The 16,254-nt window shown below is 59.5% G+C and carries 12 protein-coding genes; 1 reads left to right on the top strand and 11 read right to left on the bottom strand.

The window, feature by feature from the left end; genetic code table 11:
- Positions 1-12: 12 nt before the first annotated feature.
- Positions 13-1,113, top strand: a complete 1,101-nt coding sequence (locus OHL20_RS14780) for an SDR family oxidoreductase (protein ID WP_263383944.1) — start codon at positions 13-15, stop codon at positions 1,111-1,113.
- On the opposite strand, the gene ftsA is transcribed toward OHL20_RS14780, so the two are convergent.
- From ftsA to OHL20_RS14725, 11 genes are all read right to left on the bottom strand, one after another.
- Positions 1,110-2,339 (bottom strand): cell division protein FtsA, encoded by a 1,230-nt coding sequence (gene ftsA / locus OHL20_RS14775; protein WP_263383943.1) that lies wholly within the window; start codon positions 2,337-2,339, stop codon positions 1,110-1,112. The two genes, OHL20_RS14780 and ftsA, sit on opposite strands and share 4 nt — an antisense overlap.
- Positions 2,336-3,688, bottom strand: coding sequence for a cell division protein FtsQ/DivIB (locus OHL20_RS14770; RefSeq protein ID WP_263383942.1), 1,353 nt, complete (start codon positions 3,686-3,688; stop codon positions 2,336-2,338). Before OHL20_RS14770 ends, ftsA begins: the two co-directional genes overlap by 4 nt.
- A 135-nt stretch (positions 3,689-3,823) precedes the next feature.
- Positions 3,824-5,221 (bottom strand): UDP-N-acetylmuramate--L-alanine ligase, encoded by a 1,398-nt coding sequence (gene murC, locus OHL20_RS14765; protein ID WP_263383941.1) that lies wholly within the window; start codon positions 5,219-5,221, stop codon positions 3,824-3,826.
- 87 nt (positions 5,222-5,308) lie between these two features.
- Positions 5,309-7,735, bottom strand: coding sequence for an Orn/Lys/Arg family decarboxylase (locus OHL20_RS14760; protein WP_263383940.1), 2,427 nt, complete (start codon positions 7,733-7,735; stop codon positions 5,309-5,311).
- Between the two features lie 89 nt (positions 7,736-7,824).
- The gene (gene murG, locus OHL20_RS14755; protein ID WP_263383939.1) at positions 7,825-8,919 is read right to left on the bottom strand and encodes an undecaprenyldiphospho-muramoylpentapeptide beta-N-acetylglucosaminyltransferase; all 1,095 of its coding nucleotides are present in this window, start codon (positions 8,917-8,919) and stop codon (positions 7,825-7,827) included.
- Positions 8,920-10,011 (bottom strand): putative lipid II flippase FtsW, encoded by a 1,092-nt coding sequence (gene ftsW / locus OHL20_RS14750; RefSeq protein ID WP_263383938.1) that lies wholly within the window; start codon positions 10,009-10,011, stop codon positions 8,920-8,922. It lies immediately after the preceding gene.
- 13 nt (positions 10,012-10,024) lie between these two features.
- Positions 10,025-11,383, bottom strand: a complete 1,359-nt coding sequence (gene murD, locus OHL20_RS14745; RefSeq protein WP_263383937.1) for a UDP-N-acetylmuramoyl-L-alanine--D-glutamate ligase — start codon at positions 11,381-11,383, stop codon at positions 10,025-10,027.
- Positions 11,384-11,430: 47 nt separating this feature from the next.
- Complete coding sequence (gene mraY / locus OHL20_RS14740; RefSeq protein WP_263383936.1) at positions 11,431-12,567, bottom strand: phospho-N-acetylmuramoyl-pentapeptide-transferase; 1,137 nt, start codon at positions 12,565-12,567, stop codon at positions 11,431-11,433.
- 116 nt (positions 12,568-12,683) lie between these two features.
- Complete coding sequence (locus OHL20_RS14735; protein ID WP_263383935.1) at positions 12,684-13,328, bottom strand: hypothetical protein; 645 nt, start codon at positions 13,326-13,328, stop codon at positions 12,684-12,686.
- A 32-nt stretch (positions 13,329-13,360) separates the two neighbouring features.
- Complete coding sequence (locus OHL20_RS14730) at positions 13,361-14,752, bottom strand: UDP-N-acetylmuramoyl-tripeptide--D-alanyl-D-alanine ligase (protein WP_263383934.1); 1,392 nt, start codon at positions 14,750-14,752, stop codon at positions 13,361-13,363.
- Positions 14,749-16,236 (bottom strand): UDP-N-acetylmuramoyl-L-alanyl-D-glutamate--2,6-diaminopimelate ligase, encoded by a 1,488-nt coding sequence (locus OHL20_RS14725; RefSeq protein ID WP_263383933.1) that lies wholly within the window; start codon positions 16,234-16,236, stop codon positions 14,749-14,751. The genes OHL20_RS14730 and OHL20_RS14725 overlap by 4 nt, the downstream gene beginning before the upstream one ends.
- Between the last annotated feature and the right edge of the window lie 18 nt (positions 16,237-16,254).

Genomic DNA, 16,254 nt, shown 5'->3' with positions numbered 1-16,254 from the left:
ATCTGTATGTAGATGGATACCGCATCAACCAGCATCTCGGGTACGGAGCAACGCACCGCCTTAGTCGTCGGATCGACTGGCATTACTGGCAGAAACCTTGCTGCACATCTTTCGTCCAACGGCTGGAAGGTCTACGGGCTTGCCCGTAACCCCGGCACATCCCCCGATATTCTCCCCGTAGCCGCTGACCTGCTGAAGCCGAGTTCTCTTCGTGACGCGCTAAGCGGCATCAAGGTGTCGCACGTCTTCTTTTGTACCTGGCTGCGGCAGGAGACCGAAACGGAGAACGTTAAGGTAAACGGCGCAATGATCGAGAACCTCTTCGCTGCACTGGAAGGTACAAGCCAGCTTACCCATGCGGCTCTCGTCACAGGGACGAAACAGTATCGCGGACCCTTCGAGGCCTACGGGCAAACGTCAGCGGAGACGCCTTTCCGCGAAGACACGCCGCGTCTGCCCGGTGAGAACTTTTATTACACCCAGGAAGATGTCCTCTTCGCGGCTGCAAAGCGCGGCGGGTTTGGATGGAGCGTTCACCGGCCGCACAGCATGATCGGCTATGCACTCGGCAATGCGATGAACATGGGTGTCACACTTGCAGTGTATGCGTCGATCTGCCGCGAGACTGGTCAGCCCTTCATCTTCCCCGGCTCTCATCTGCAATGGAACGCGTTGACCGACGTCACGGACGCACTACTGCTTGCGCAGCATCTTGAGTGGGCTTCGACCGCTCCGCAGGCCCGCGATCAGGCTTTCAATGTGGTCAACGGCGACATATTCCGCTGGCGCTGGCTGTGGCCGCAGCTTGCCGCTTACTTTGGGGTGGAGGCGTCAGGGCCACCGGAACCCATCTCACCGCTCGCCCCGCGTATGGCCGGTGCAGGTTCTATCTGGAAGACGATGGCAGCGAAGTATGGTCTTGCCGAGCCGAATGTCGACAAGCTTGCATCGTGGTGGCATACCGACGGAGATCTGGGGCGCGAGCTTGAATGCGTGAACGATATGAGCAAGAGCAGAAAGCTCGGATTTGAGATCTATCAGGACACGCCGACATCCTTTACCAGCCTCTTCGACCGGCTCAGGCGCGACCGCATCATCCCATCCTTCGACTAGAAGCTGCCGGCAAAGATTGCCTTCAGCTTCGCTCGAAGTCCCTGCTCCTCGCTGGCCCGCCGGATCTGTGTCCGGTGGGTATATAGCAGCATCCCGATGGCTGCCGAATACTCCGGCTTTGCAAGCTCAGGCGGCATGCGCGAGAGGGGTACGGGATATCCAATCCGAGCGGGAACCCGCAGCAGACTCTCAGCATTGTCGAGCAGACCGGCAAGGTTGGCTCCGCCGCCTGTAAGCACGCAACCAGCACCCAGCGCTTCGAGAACCCCACCATCACGCAGGTTATTGCGGAGCAGGGTAAACAATTCACGCGCACGTGGCTCAAGAATCTCTGCAAGGAACCGCTGCCGCACCATGCGTGCCGGTTGACCGCCCGAGACAGACAGATCACCACCAATCTCAATCTCGTTTAGCTGCGGCACGGAGGTGACAACGCAGTTTCCATAGACATGCTTCAACTGCTCGGCCTCCTGCACGCTTACATGCAGGCCGACAGCAAGGTCATTCGTAAAATGATCGCCACCAATCGGAAGTACAGCGGTATGAGCGATCGATCCTTCGAAGAAAACTGCTAGCTCCGTCGTGCTTGCCCCGATGTCCATGACGCAGACACCAAGCTCGCGCTCGTCGGGCGAAAGAACTGCCTCGGCTGCGGCCAGCCCTTCGTAGACGGTATCTTCGACTTCGAGCCCGGCTCGATTCGCGCATGTCACCACACTCTGGGCAATACCACCCGAGCAGGTCGAAAGATGCAGATTGACCTCTAACTTGTTCCCCACCATGCCCATCGGATCGTGAATACCGGCCTGGTCGTCAAGAATGAACTCCTGCGGCAGGAGATGCAGCACCTCGCGATCAGGAGGCAGGGCAACGGACCGCGCGCGGTCGACGGCTGCTTTCACCTCTTCGCGCGTAATCTCGCGCATGCGGCTACCCATGCTGATGCCGCCCCGGCTGTTGACACCCCGAACATGCGTGCCGCCAATGCCGACTACCGCCGTCTCGATTCCCTCTTTGGCGATGCGCTCTGCAGTCAGCGCGGCGCGATTGATCGCCTCGGCAGCAGGGCCAAGCTCGGCGATCAGTCCCTTGCGCATCCCGAGCGACGGCTCGATGCCGTGGCCGCGATAGCGAAGGACGCCATCCTGCAACTCCGCGACGAGGACGATGCTCTTCTGGCTGCCGGCATCGAGAACGGTTATTAAGTTGGTCTGCTTCTGATTCATCGCGAGGGTACCTGGGGAGCATGAGATGGAACAGTCGAAATCGCTGGCTTACCTGCCGCCGGCTTTGCAAGATAACCGCTGCGGGCTGCAGCGCTGGCAGACGAAGCCGCAGGTTGAGGCGCACTCGCCACTGGGATGGCCGCTGCCGGTGTGGCGGGCTTCACGACAGGCTTGCTGACCGGTGCAGCCGCATGAGGCTTTGCTTTGGGCGCTCCTACCGGCTTGTGCGACGATGCTTTCACCAGAGGATGAACCGTCGGCTTCACTGGCGCTTTTTTAATCCCGCGCACGATAGCAGGATGAGGTACTGCGGCGACCGGTTTTACCGTTGGCGTCGCCGGTTTCACGTTAGTTACCACATCAGCCTTTGCGGCGGCGGAGCCTGCCATGTCCAGCACCACCTCTCGCTCGTAGCGCATATCCACGGAGGCAAGATTTGGATACTGTGTATGCCATGTAGGCAGATGTTCCTGAAAGCGACGATAGCGCTCAAGGAAGTGATCGTCACCGAAGTGCACCAGGATCTCGGAAGAGTTTGCCGGGATCAGTGCCTTCACATCTTCAGGATTCGAGAGGTCAACATCGCTCAACACTTCGGAGACCTTCTCGCCCGACGAATCCAGGTCTGACCGGAACCGCTCGTAGATCTTCATCCTCGCCGCGCGTGTAGACGCCGGGTCGTTGGCGGACAAGCCGCTCACAACCGGAAACGAGTAGTGGGGTTCGGTCTGGGCCGCTGTCCCGGAGGGTGCCATGTCGAGCAGCACACCATTCCCATCCACCAGGCCAATGTGGCTGCCCTGCCGGACAAAAGCTACCGGAATGCGCTCAACAACCGAAACACGAAGACGGCCTGGAAGTAGCCGCATCAACGTCGCGTGCTGCACCCACGGCAAAGCTTCCAGCTCTGCCTGCCGATCTGTGAGGGAGACACGAAAGATGTTTCGATCAATATCATCGCCAAAGATATCGAGCAGTTGGGCCTGCGTCAGGTGCTTGTTGCCCTGAATCTCGATGGCCGAGCGCGAGTGAATCATGAAGCGGCTGTCGTGGAGCAGGAAGGTGCGGGTCAGCATCAGCAGCGCGATCCCGGTCCCCAGAATGAGCAGGAGAGCCAGACCTGTGGCGATGCGGCCAGCAAGGCTCTGGGGCACACGCGTACGTACCTTCAGCTTCAGGCTTCGCTGGCGTGGGCGACTCTCGTCCGGCGGACGAGCACCGTCATACTCGCCTGCGAAGTCCTCACCATAGTCGTGGCGCGGATTCGCTGGCGTCCTCGATGAGGCCCGCCGGGGAGCGCCGGACCGCGAGGATGATGGAGCGTAGTCCTGCTCCGGCTCATCCAGCATTGCCGTTCCGCGCTTCGGTATGAGGTTTCCTGATCGCACGCCTGAGCAAGGCCGCGAAGAATCGCCACCCTGACTATATCCTGCTGGCTTTCAAGCGCGGCCACCTTCTTTGGGGAGTATCGACTCAGGAACTCGTCAGGACTTCCCCAACTCGGAAAGCAGCAGCCCTCCGGCATGGGAGACGCTCCCCGCACCAAGGGTCAGGATCACGTCGCCGACTTGTGCCTGAGCTACAAGCGCCGCCACCGCATCGCCGACGCCCGGGGCGTAGGCGACCTTTGTCGAGCCGGTAGCAGCGATTGCCGTTACCAGTGCAGGTGCGTCGACCCCGGGAATCGGCGACTCACTGGCTGCATAAATATCGAGGACCTGCACCGTGTCAGCATCCTTGAAGGCCGCCGCAAACTCCGGCATCAGGTCCCGCGTTCGGGTGTACCGGTGAGGCTGGAAGAGCACATGGACGCGCTTGTACCCGCACTCCCGAGCGGCCTGCAGGGTCGCCAGAACCTCGGTTGGATGATGGCCGTAGTCGTCGACCACAGCGACTCCCCGAACGATTCCCTTCTGCTGAAATCTGCGATCGACTCCGCGGAACGTCTCCAGTCCGGCAGCGATCTGGTCAGGCGGCACGCCCAGCTGAATGCCAATCGCCACTGCAGCCGCAGCGTTCATCACGTTATGCCGCCCGGGCACATGGAGATGAAACGGCCCAAGCACGAGCCCTTTGTAGTTCATTTCAAAGGTGGCATGGCAGTGCGGCTCTTTGGCGAGGAGTTGCAGGCGGAAATCGGCATCCGCACTCTCACCATAGGTGTAGACCTTCCGCTTGATTCGCGGCAGCACGGCACGCAGCATCGCATTGTCGACGCAAGCCGTCGTCGCTCCATAGAACGGAACCTTGTCCATAAACTCAACAAAGGCCGCCTCGACATCATCCATATCGCGATAGCAATCCATGTGCTCGCGATCCAGATTGGTGATGACCGCCAGGATTGGCGATAGCTTGAGAAAGGATCGATCGCTCTCGTCCGCCTCCGCGACAAGATACTGCGAGTTCCCCAGGCGCGCATTCGAGCCGAGTGCATTGACTCGGCCGCCGACCACCACGGTGGGATCAAGCCCCCCGCCTGCCAGCACAGCCGCGATCATCGACGTGGTTGTTGTTTTGCCGTGCATGCCCGCCACGGCAATTCCGTACTTCAACCGCATCAATTCGGCGAGCATCTCCGCACGCTGGATCACAGGAATCTTGCGCGCACGTGCCTCCACGACCTCGGGATTTGTTGTGGAGACAGCAGAACTGGTCACCACGACATCGCTCGCCGCAGCATTCAGGGCGACATGGCCCTCAAAGATGCGCGCGCCCATGCTCTCAAGCCGGTCCGTAACCGTCGAGCGACGCAGATCGGAACCCGACACCGGGTAACCCATCGTGAGGAGTATCTCCGCGATACCGCTCATTCCAATGCCGCCGATCCCAATGAAGTGGACGCGCTGCGAGGAAGCTAAGAGAAAATGACCAGGCACAAACATGGGGCAACATCTCGCTTTCAGAGGCGCGGAGTCGCTCCGGCACATAGCCTTCCACTCTATCAGTGTGGCTTGTGCGCCGGAGCAGACTTACCGCTCTGTATTCGGACCGTGCGGCGGTTCACTCAGGGGCGGCGTCACCGCACGCTTCCGCTTCTTCACTGGCGGAGCCGAGCTTGGCGGCCGGTGCTTGCCGTTACCATTCCGGCGTTTACCCTGGGCTTCGATGACGCTGCGCATCCAGTAATTGCCCTCGGCATCCACCTCGATGCCGTGCACTTCGCGCTCAAATCCAGGGAACCGCTTGCTGAACTCTTCCATCGCGAGGATCAGCTTGATGACCGGGCTGTCCGGACCACCTAGGCGCTCGCCCGGCATACTCATCGGAATGCCCGGAGGATACGGCACCAACATCACCGCGGCGATTCGCCCGGCCATATCGCTGAAGCGGATCTTCTCGGTCTCGTTCCGGAGCAGCTTCTGGTACGTCTGCGCCGGCGTTAAGACTGGGTCAAAATCTTCATCGCACGCTTCATTGACCAGCCCGGACAGATTCAACTGACCCATGACGAGGTGCATCTCGTCCGACAGCTCCTTGAGGCTCACGTTTCGATACCGATGCGGGAAGCGCGACACAAGCTCCGGCATCGCCTCTTCAAGCGGCGCCTCAGAGTCGTAAAGGCGCTTGAACTCGAACAAGTTCTCAAGCAACGCGCCCCATTTACCCTTCGAGGTTCCAACCGAAAAGAGCACAAGGACGGTGTAGTCGCCTGTGCGCGCGATTTCGACTCGTCGACCATCCAGGAACTCAGTGAGTATCGCCGCAGGGATTCCCCACTCGCTGACCACACCCTGCGCATTTACACCGGGCGTCAGGATTGTTACCTTGGTCGGGTCGAGCATGCAGTAGTCATCTGCGATGTCTTCGTCCAGAAAGCCATGCCACTCTTCGCCAGCCTTCAGCGTCCAGGCACTCGAACGATTTGTGAGCAGGCCGTCCGCAGCCTCTTCAATCAGGTAGGTCTTTCCATCGAGCGGATCGAAGACGTGTTCGGGCTGATAGAGCCGGAAGAACCAGCCCTCCTCAGCCTCGCGCAGCCTGTGCGCAATCGAAGACATCGCCTTGCGGAAGCTGATCGCATCCTGCAGCGTCTCGCTCATCAGCGTCGGTCCGGCGGGGTCATCCATCATCGCCGCTGCTACATCAAGGGACGCGATGAGCGGGTAGAAGGGTGAGGTTGTCCCGTGCATCATGAACGCTTCGTTGAACTGATCGAAGTCGAGTTGAGCGCGCGGGCTAAGCTTCACATGGATCATCGAACCCATGGAGAACGCCGCCAACATCTTGTGTGTCGATTGCACCGCAAAGATCGCCGGTCGTTCCGGCATGTCGTCCGGTACGCCCATCGCAAACCGACCCTGGTAGATCTCGTGAAACTTCGCGTAGGCGTACCACGCCTCATCGAAGTGAATTCGCGGGACCGACTTCGCCAGCTCCGTCACCACCCGATTCACGTCATAGCAGAGTCCGTCGTAGGTCGAATTTGTTACCACGGCGTACGTCGGCACCTGCGACCGTGCTCCAACCGTCAGGGGGCTCTTCTCAATCAATCCCTTGATGAAGTCGGGATGAAACCGCTTCAACGGGACCAGGCCGATCATGCCGTAGCCGTTGCGCGTTGGCTTCATGTAGACCGGCCGCGCGCCCGTCACCGTCAGCGAGTGACAGATGGATTTGTGGCAGTTCGCATCCGCCAGGACGATGTCGTCCTGTGCGATCACGCCATGGCCGATAATCTGGTTCGAGGTCGACGAACCGCCCAGCACATAGAAGGTCCAGTCCGCGCCAAAAATCCGCGCAGCATTGCGCTCCGATTCGCCCGGAGGTCCAATGTGGTCGAGCCATGAGCCCAGCGGAGCCGTCGAAATCCCAAGATCCGACCGCATGATGTTCTCGCCGAAGAACTTGTGGAACTCCATGCCAATCGGGTGCTTTAGGAATGCCACACCACCCATGTGACCGGGTGCGTCCCACGAATATGCTCCCTGGTCGTTGTACTTCTTCAACTCGCGGAAGTACGGCGGCAGCAACTGCTCGTGATAGCGCTCAATGGCGAAGTCAACACGATTGGCGATAAAGGCTGGTGTGTCGCCAAAGAGGTGGATATATTCGTGAACCTGCTTCACCACTTCCAGCGGAAGCTCGCTCACCAGCGTGCGGTCAGCAATCAGAAAGATCGGAATCTTTTTGTTGCGGCGACGAACCGCGCGCAGGATCTTCAGCGCGGCAGGCTCATCAAACTGATTCTCTCCTTCAAGGTCCCAGTCCAGCAGAATGGCACTGTGCGAAGGATCGGAGGTGACGAGCGACAAGCCGTCCTCCGGCGTCGAGGTCCTGACGACCTCGTAGCCCTCTTCGCCTATCGCATCGACAAGGCGTTCCATCGCCCGGTCCGATACTGAATCCGTACCACCCACCTCACTTGCAATCAACAGCACCCAACGGCCTTCGCTCATACACCTCTCACTTCACCTTCGATGTTACAAGGAATCGCCAAAGGATATTTCTGGCATGTGACAGGGCGCCGCAGCCGGGGTATCGCGGCCTAACTCCGCCGTGCGATCGAGACGACCAGTCGCCCGATGACTCCGAGCGCATCCGGCAGGGCCAGCGCCCTCGCTCTCTGTCCCATCCGGTGCAACTCCGTTGGATTTCCCAGCAGGTTCCGCAGGTGGGTAAAGAGCATTTCCGGCTCCAGGTCAGACTCAAGCACCACTAATGCCGCAGCAGCTCCAGCAAAGACCTCGGCATTCTTTCGTTGGTGGTCGTCCGCAGCCTGTGGAAACGGAACCAGGATCGAGGCCTTTCCCGCCGCTCCCAGCTCCGCCATCGTGCTCGCTCCACTTCGGCAAAAGATCAGGTCGGCTTCCGCAAACTGCTTTGGCATCTCGTTCAGATAAGCGCTTACCTGCCAGCACGCCGGGTCTGCACCGCTTGCCTCGTAAGCCTCGCGGGTCGACGCCTCGCCATGGGGTCCGGTTTGGTGCACGATCGTAAGGCCGGGAACGTTCACCAGCAGCCGCGCTGCGATCTTCGGCATCACCTGGTTCAGCACGCGAGCCCCCTGGCTGCCACCGAAGACCAGCAGCCGTGGAGCCTCACCCTCTGCTTTCTGCTGAATGTCAAAGAAGGCGCGCCGCACCGGGATCCCCGTCACGACCGCGCCCCGAAAATACCGCTGAGTCAGAGCGAAGTTGACTGCTGCCGCTGTAACAAACCTTCCCACAAGACGGTTCGCCAGCCCAGGTACCGCATTCGGCTCAAAAGCCAGTGTTGGAATTCCAAGCAGAATGGCGGCCATCATTGCCGGCCCGGAGGCATACCCTCCTACGCCCACGACCACCTGTGGCCGATAGCTTCGCAGCAGCGCGACGCACCGCAGCAAGCCCCTTGGCAGATCTGTAAGCGTCCGCAGCCGCGTCATAACGCTAACATTCTTGAGCTGCCCTACGTGGATCAATTCGAGTGGGAATCCAGCCTCGGGAACCAGCCTCGTCTCGAGGCCGCGCGCCGTACCCACAAAGCGCACCTCGGCCCCTGCAACATCGCGCAACTCGCGTCCAATCGCCAGTGCGGGGATCACATGCCCACCTGTGCCACCACCAGCGATCAGAACCCGCAATTCCCTGTCACTCGCCAACTAATCGATCTCGCGCGTCACGTTCAGCAGAACGCCCATGCTGGCAAGCGTGATAAATACCGAAGTGCCGCCGTCCGAGATAAACGGCAATGTAATTCCCTTTGTCGGCAGCAGCGCCAGGACCACGCTCATATTGAAGAACGCCTGGATCAACACCGCCGTAGTAATTCCAAACGCCAGGAATCGCGCAAATGGATCAGTCGACAGGAACGCCGCCCGCAGCCCGCGATATCCCAGGACCACAAACAAACCGACCACCAGCACCGCGCCGATCAGCCCAAGCTCCTCGCATACGTTTGCAAAGATAAAATCCGTAAACGGTTCTGGTAGATAGAACAGCTTCTGCCGTCCCTCCATCAAACCCAATCCATGAAAGCCGCCCGTTCCCACCGCGATCAGCGATTGCAGGATATGGAATCCTGTCCCGCGAGGATCGGCCTCAGGATCGATGAACGCCAGCATGCGGGCACGCCGCCACGCCACATGAAACAGCATGAAATACAGCACAGGCGTCGCCATCACGGCACCAATTGCAAAATAGCGCGTCTGTACTCCTGCCAGATACAGCATCAGCGCCATCACCGCAACGCACACCATCGCGGTGCCGAGGTCTGGCTCTTTCAAAATCAACACGACGAAGAAGAGCGGCGCTGCCACAGCCCGCAGAATCGTACCCTTCAAGTCATCCATCTGGTGAATCCGCGTCTGCAGAAAATACGCGAGAAATAGCACAATCACCGGCTTGGCCAGTTCCGACGGCTGCAGCGTCACGCCTGCAAACCGAATCCAGCGATGCGCTCCGTTCATTCCACCCATCGCGAACACGCCAAGCAGCAGTAACGTCGTCACGGCGACTGCAGGAAACACCACACGGGGACTGTTGAATCGTCGATAGTCCACCCGCATTAATACTGCCATCGCAATCAGGCCCAGCAGCGCCCAGATCGCCTGCCACGTTACAAATCGATACGGCGAGCCGTACTTTGCCTGCGCCATCACCGCCGAAGCGGAGAAGACCATGACAAGCCCAAACAACACCAGCAGCAGCACCGTTCCGAAGAGCCACTTATCGACGCCAACCCGCTTCGCCATCTACGCCACACCCTTACGTCGATAATCCATGCACAAGCTCGCGAAACACGCGGCCGCGATGCTCGTAGTTCTCAAATTGATCGAAGCTCGAACAGGCCGGTGCCAGCAGTACCGTATCGCCCTGCTCAGCCGCTTCCGCAGCAGCCGCGACGGCGTTCTCCAATGTTTCGGCTGTCACCATCTTCACGACTCCTTCAAGCTGCCGCACAATCTTTTCGCTCGCCGAACCAATGGTATAAACAGCCTTCACTCGTTCCCGCAGCAGCGGAGCCAGTTGAGCGTAGTCAGAGTTCTTGTCCTTGCCCCCAAGGATCAGGTGAACCCCACCTTCAAACGAAGCTACGGCCTTCATCGCCGCATCGACATTGGTCGCCTTTGAATCATTGAAATACGCAACCCCTGAGACCTTCGCCACGAACTCCAGCCGATGCTCGACGGCCTTAAAGCTCGCCACCGAGGACCGTATGCTGTCCGCCGAGATCCCGGCCACACGAGCCATACACACCGCCGCCAGCACATTTTCGATGTTATGCGCGCCCTTCAAAGCAATCTCCGAAACAGGCATGACCGGCTCGGTAGTCCCAGCCTCCTTCCCGATAAACGCGACTACGCCGTCACGCACAAACGCGCCCTGCCGCACGACCTTCGTTCCGCTGAACCAGAAGACCCGCGACTTCGTCTTACCCGCACACATCTGTACCGCACGATCATCCGCATTCAGGATCAGCGCGTCCTCAGTGGTCTGCCGAGCAAAGATCTTCTCCTTCGCCGCGGCATACTTCTCAAAGCTCCCATGCCGGTCCAGATGATCCGGCGTCAGGTTCAGGATCGCCGCGATCTGCGGATGAAAGTCCACCACGGTCTCGAGTTGGAAGCTAGAAACCTCGAGCACATTCACCGTCTCCGCCGTACTCTTCTCGATCAACTCGATTACGGGCAGCCCAATGTTGCCGCCTACCTGTGTAGATCGCCCGGCATCCGCAAAGATCTTTCCGACCAGGCTCGTCGTCGTCGTCTTTCCATTCGACCCTGTAATCGCCACCACCTGTCCATGCAGATACCGACTTGCCAGCTCCAATTCCCCAATCACCGGTAGCCCAAACGCCATCACTTGCTTCACCTCAGGCGTATCCAGCGGCACCCCCGGAGAGACCACAATCAAATCCTGCCGCCGAAAGGTCAACAGCCCATGGCCGCCCGCCTCCACCATGATCCCCGCCTCCAGCAGCGCTGGGATTTCTCCCGCCAGGGCCACCGAGCTTCGCGTGTCGCTCACCGTAACCCGCGCCCCCTGCTCCCGAAGAAACAGGGCCGCCGCCAGCCCCGACTTCCCCAGTCCCACTACCAACACCCGCTTACCCTTCAGTTCCATGTCTCTCCTAAATCGGTCCTGCTTATTCTTTGCGACCGCCACGAGACTCAGCGCAGCTTCAATGTAGTCAGTGCCAGCAGCGCAAACACCAGCGCCAAAATCCAGAACCGCGCAATCACCTTCGACTCCGACCATCCACCCAACTCAAAATGATGATGCAGCGGGGCCATTCGAAAGATACGCTTTCCGCCCCGCAGCTTGTAACTCCCTACCTGCAGCATCACGCTGACCGCCTCCATGATGAACACACCGCCAATAAAAGGCAGCAGCAACTCCTGCTTGATGATCACCGCTACGGTCCCGATCGCGCCACCAAGCGCCAGGCTCCCGACATCGCCCATAAATACCTCAGCCGGATGGGCGTTGTACCAAAGGAAACCAATACTGGCTCCCACCATCGACCCGCAGAAGATCGTTAGCTCGCTCACCATTGGCATCCGCTGCAGCTCGAGATAGTCCGAGAAGACAACATGCCCGCTCACATAAGTCAGCACCGTTAGCGCACCCGCCGCAATGATCGTGCATCCGATCGCGAGCCCGTCCAACCCGTCCGTAAGGTTCACGGCGTTGCTCGAGAAGGTGATGACCAGCATCACGAATATGACAAACGGCAGGAACGCAAGCCACCCCATGTGGGGAATATGACCCAACCATTGCCAGACCAGGTCCGGCCGAAACCGCTTTGAAAATGGCACGACCAGCCGCGTCGAATACTCCCCATGCATGTCCATCACGGTAAGGGCGACCGCGACCGCAGCGCTCGCTAAGAACTGCAGTCCAAGCTTCTGCCGGGCAGAAAGTCCTTTGTTGTTCCGTCGAACGGTTTTAATGTAGTCATCCGTAAATCCGATCGCTCCGAACGCCGTCGTCGAAAGCACAATCAGCCACACAAACGGGTTCGACAGGTCCGACCACAGCAGCGTCGGCACCAGGATCGAGATGCAGATCAATACCCCGCCCATCGTCGGGGTGCCGCCTTTTTTCTGATGGGACTGCGGACCATCTTCGCGAATGTACTGGCCGATCTGAAACTCGCGTAGCCGCTCGATGACGAACGGCCCGATCAGCAAGCCAATCAGCAACGCCGTCAGGCTTGCAAAGACCGTGCGAAACGTGAGATAGCGAAAGATGCGGAACAGCCGAAAGTAAGGAAAGAGCTTCTGGTACAGCAGCCAATAGAGCAAAACGTCCGCCTCAGGACCCGCGGCCTTCCTCGATGCGCCGCAGGGGTCAGGGCTATCTTAACAGTCGTCGCGTCCAGCCGCTTGCTCTATCCATCAGAGAAACAGGATGTACCACCCTATAGACCATTCTCCAGCGCAAAGCAGAGCGCATCCGCAGCCATCACCAGCTCGAACGCAAGATGGGTGTCGTGATCCGCATCCTCGGCCTGCCGCACTAACTCCTCGGCAACAGGAAATAAGTCTGGCCCCTTACTGCGCTCTCCGTCTTCCACCTGCTTCAGGCGTTCCGAGGTCTCGGCCATAAAGCCCTTCAACCACGGACCCGACGGCGCCTCGACCTTCTGCCGGTGCTTATGACGAGCCGCATAGAGTCCCGCCATCGACAGGTGCTCCGCCGCGCGCAGCACGCCCACGGCTCTCAGGATGGTCACATCTCCACCTTTCCCTTCAATCGCGTGCTCATACAGCTTAACGCCCCGGTCCAGCAGGTCGCGCAGATCCTCACCCGTTCCCTTTTCCATCAGGGAGATCACCACCGATGCACGCTGCATATGGTGGAATGCAGTCCGAATGCCCCCATGCGCTCCTGAGTGTTTCAATCCTGCAGTCTTCTCACTCGCATGTTTGGTTGCATGCTTCGCCGCTTTTTTCGCATGTTTCTTAGCAGCATGTTTCGCCGCCTTCTTCGCGTGCTTGGCCACTACACTAAACTTCTTCGCCGCCAAAGCCTTCGTGCCGTTTTTCGCCAATTCTTTAGCCATAATTTCTTAGATGCCTCCCAGCATGTTCCGCGTCATTCTGCGTCTGTCGTAAGAACTGCCAGCGCCCGCTCCAGACGAACACCGCGCGACCCTTTGAGGAGCACTGCATCGCCCGGCATCAGATTTGCCTGCATCCATCCACCAGCCTCTTCGGGTGTCGCAAAAAAGAGAGCTTCTACTCCCGCCAGCCGAGCTGCATCCACCAGCGACTCCGCCGCACCACGAACCCCGATCACCACATTGATTCCACGCTCTGCCATCCGCAGCCCACATGACGCGTGCAGAGCAGCCGCATCCGGCCCCAGCTCCAGCATCTCGCCCGCAATCACAACGTGCCGCTCCGCAGGCATCGCCAGCAGCGCATCGACCATGGAGTCCAGTGCTGTTGGATTTGAGTTATAGCAATCATTGATCAACGTAGCCTCGCGCCACGCTAGAACCTCTCCGCGTTTGTCTCCAGCGGTTAGATTACCCAGTGCCGCACAACACTCCGCCAACCCAATGCCGCTTTGCAGTCCCACGGCGATCGCGGCCAGCGCGTTATAGACGTTATGCCGGCCAAGCAGGCGCAACTGCACGCTTGCCCGTTCCCCCCGAGCCTCAACCGTAAACACCACCCCGTCCGTGCCAAGCTCCGTCACGAGGACGGCACGCACCGCCGCACCCTCACCCATCCCAAACAAAATCGCCCGCTCGCCCATGCCGCGCGCAAAGCTCGCGACATAGTGGTCATCCGCGTTCAAGACCGCGATGCCATCATCCGGCAGCGCTGCAACCAACTCAAACTTGGCCGCAGCAATACCTGCGATTCCTTCCGGAAAATGCTCCAGATGCACTGCCGCAACATTGCTGACCACGGCCCAGTTCGGCTCCGCGATCTTCGCCAGCGCCGCGATCTCGCCCGCATGATTCATGCCCATCTCGATTACCGCAACCTCATGCTCTCGCTCAAGCCTCAACAATTGCAGTGGGACGCCAAACCCGTTGTTCAGATTTCCCTTGGACTTCAGCACGCGGAACTTCGCCTCCAACACCGCTGCGACGGCCTCCTTGGTGGTCGTCTTTCCTGCTGACCCGGTCACCCCGACCACGCGTCCGCCCCAGGCCCTTCGCACCGCATGAGCAAGCGTCTGTAACGAAATCAACACGCCACAGGTATCGCCATCCGGAACCCTCAGCAGTTTGCACGAATCCATCTCCGGGGGAGCCAGCCAGCGCATGCTCACAACCGCCGCAGCCGCACCGTTCGCCAATGCAGCCTCAACAAAGTCATGTCCATCAAGCCGCTCGCCCTTTACCGCAAAATAAAGCTCCCCTGCGCCGATCGTCCGCGAGTCGATCGAATAGCCCACAACCTCGGTATTCGTCGTGAAGTCTCCTTCAGCGTGAATAAAGTCTGCAATCTCTCCCAACGTCAGCTTCACTGCGTCATCTCCTGCAACACTCCCGCAGCCACAGCCACGTCATCAAACGGAATCTTCCCATCACTCAAAATCTGCACCTTCTCATGTCCCTTACCTGCAATCAGCACGATGTCTCCCGGCCTTGCCGCACGAATCGCAATCTCAATCGCACCCGCCCGATCCTCTTCAACAATGCACGTCGTCGCCGTCTCGTTCACCCCGGCAAGAGCCTCCTCGATAATCGTCATCGGCTCCTCTCTTCGGGGATTATCGCTCGTCAGCACCACCAGGTCGCTGCCCTCACCCGCCGCTCTTCCCATACGTGGCCGCTTCGTTCGATCTCGATCACCACCGCACCCAAAAAGAGTAATCACCCGCCCGCCGCGCCCCGCCACCAACTCACGCCCCAGCGCGATTAGATTCCGCAGCGCGTCATCCGTGTGCGCATAATCCACAACGACCGTCACTCCGTTGGTCGAAGGCACTACCTGGAATCGTCCCGGAACCTGTGCCCCCGCCGCCGCACCCGCAACGACCTGCTCCAGCGTCAAACCACGAGCCATAGCAGCCGCGCTGGCCGCCAGCAGGTTGTAGACATTTACTCGGCCCGTCAGGGGCGACTGCATCTCGACGGAGCCATGTGGCGTCGTCATCATAAACGTCGTCTTACCCGCCCGCATCCGCACCTGCCCTGCCCGGAAGTCGCCGCGTTCCATACCGTAGCTCACCACCTGCGACTTGCCGGCCGTCCTGATAAGGCGTTCACCGTAAACATCATCTGCATTGAGCACGGCGACCCGCGGTGCTTCCGTGCCCACGCCCTCAATTAATCGCGCCTTCGCGGCGAAGTAAGCTTCCATCGTCCCGTGATAGTCCAGGTGATCCTGCGTGAGGTTCGTGAAGATCGCCACGTCCACAGGCAGGCCCCACACACGCTCCTGCTCCAGTGCATGGCTCGACATCTCCATCACTGCCTCGGTCGCGCCCACCGTCACACCATCTGCAAAAAGCTCCAATACGTCGCGGCTCTCGGGCGTTGTATGAGGCGAAACACGCACCGCATCGCCGACGTGATACTCGATAGTCCCGATCAGTACACACGTCCGCCCCAAACTCCGCAGCATCGACTCTAATAAGTAGGATGTAGTCGTCTTCCCGTTCGTACCCGTCACGGCACTCAGCGCCAGCGACTTTTCGGGATGCCCAAACACATTCGCCGATACTGTCGCCAACGCTTGCCGCCCGTGTTCTGAGAAATAGAACTCGGCTTCCGGAAACTCGCCCGCACGCTCCCACATTTCACGCGAATCTGTGACCACCACGCGAGCACCACAACTCACCGCGTTCGCAATAAACCGGTTCCCATCCGTAGCCTCGCCGCGCATCGCAACGAAGATACTGCCCGGCTTCACCTTGCGCGAATCGTACTCAACACCCTCTACCGCAGCAACGCCCGTCCCTCGCGCAAGAGAGTCAACGCCGAGCATCGCCTCATGACTAGTCATAAGCTGCATTCTACTGTT

Source organism: Granulicella arctica, from assembly GCF_025685605.1.
GTDB classification, from domain to species: Bacteria; Acidobacteriota; Terriglobia; order Terriglobales; family Acidobacteriaceae; genus Edaphobacter; species Edaphobacter arcticus.
This window is presented reverse-complemented; position numbering and strand designations above follow the sequence as displayed.

Bases quoted from the DNA above. Each gene is read 5' to 3' on its own strand.
- OHL20_RS14780 (WP_263383944.1), top strand. From the start codon at position 13: ATGGATACCGCATCAACCAGCATCTCGGGTACGGAGCAACGCACCGCC.
- ftsA (WP_263383943.1), bottom strand. From the start codon at position 2,339: ATGAATCAGAAGCAGACCAACTTAATAACCGTTCTCGATGCCGGCAGC.
- OHL20_RS14770 (WP_263383942.1), bottom strand. From the start codon at position 3,688: ATGCTGGATGAGCCGGAGCAGGACTACGCTCCATCATCCTCGCGGTCC.
- murC (WP_263383941.1), bottom strand. From the start codon at position 5,221: ATGTTTGTGCCTGGTCATTTTCTCTTAGCTTCCTCGCAGCGCGTCCAC.
- OHL20_RS14760 (WP_263383940.1), bottom strand. From the start codon at position 7,735: ATGAGCGAAGGCCGTTGGGTGCTGTTGATTGCAAGTGAGGTGGGTGGT.
- ftsW (WP_263383938.1), bottom strand. From the start codon at position 10,011: ATGGCGAAGCGGGTTGGCGTCGATAAGTGGCTCTTCGGAACGGTGCTG.
- murD (WP_263383937.1), bottom strand. From the start codon at position 11,383: ATGGAACTGAAGGGTAAGCGGGTGTTGGTAGTGGGACTGGGGAAGTCG.
- OHL20_RS14735 (WP_263383935.1), bottom strand. From the start codon at position 13,328: ATGGCTAAAGAATTGGCGAAAAACGGCACGAAGGCTTTGGCGGCGAAG.
- OHL20_RS14725 (WP_263383933.1), bottom strand. From the start codon at position 16,236: ATGACTAGTCATGAGGCGATGCTCGGCGTTGACTCTCTTGCGCGAGGG.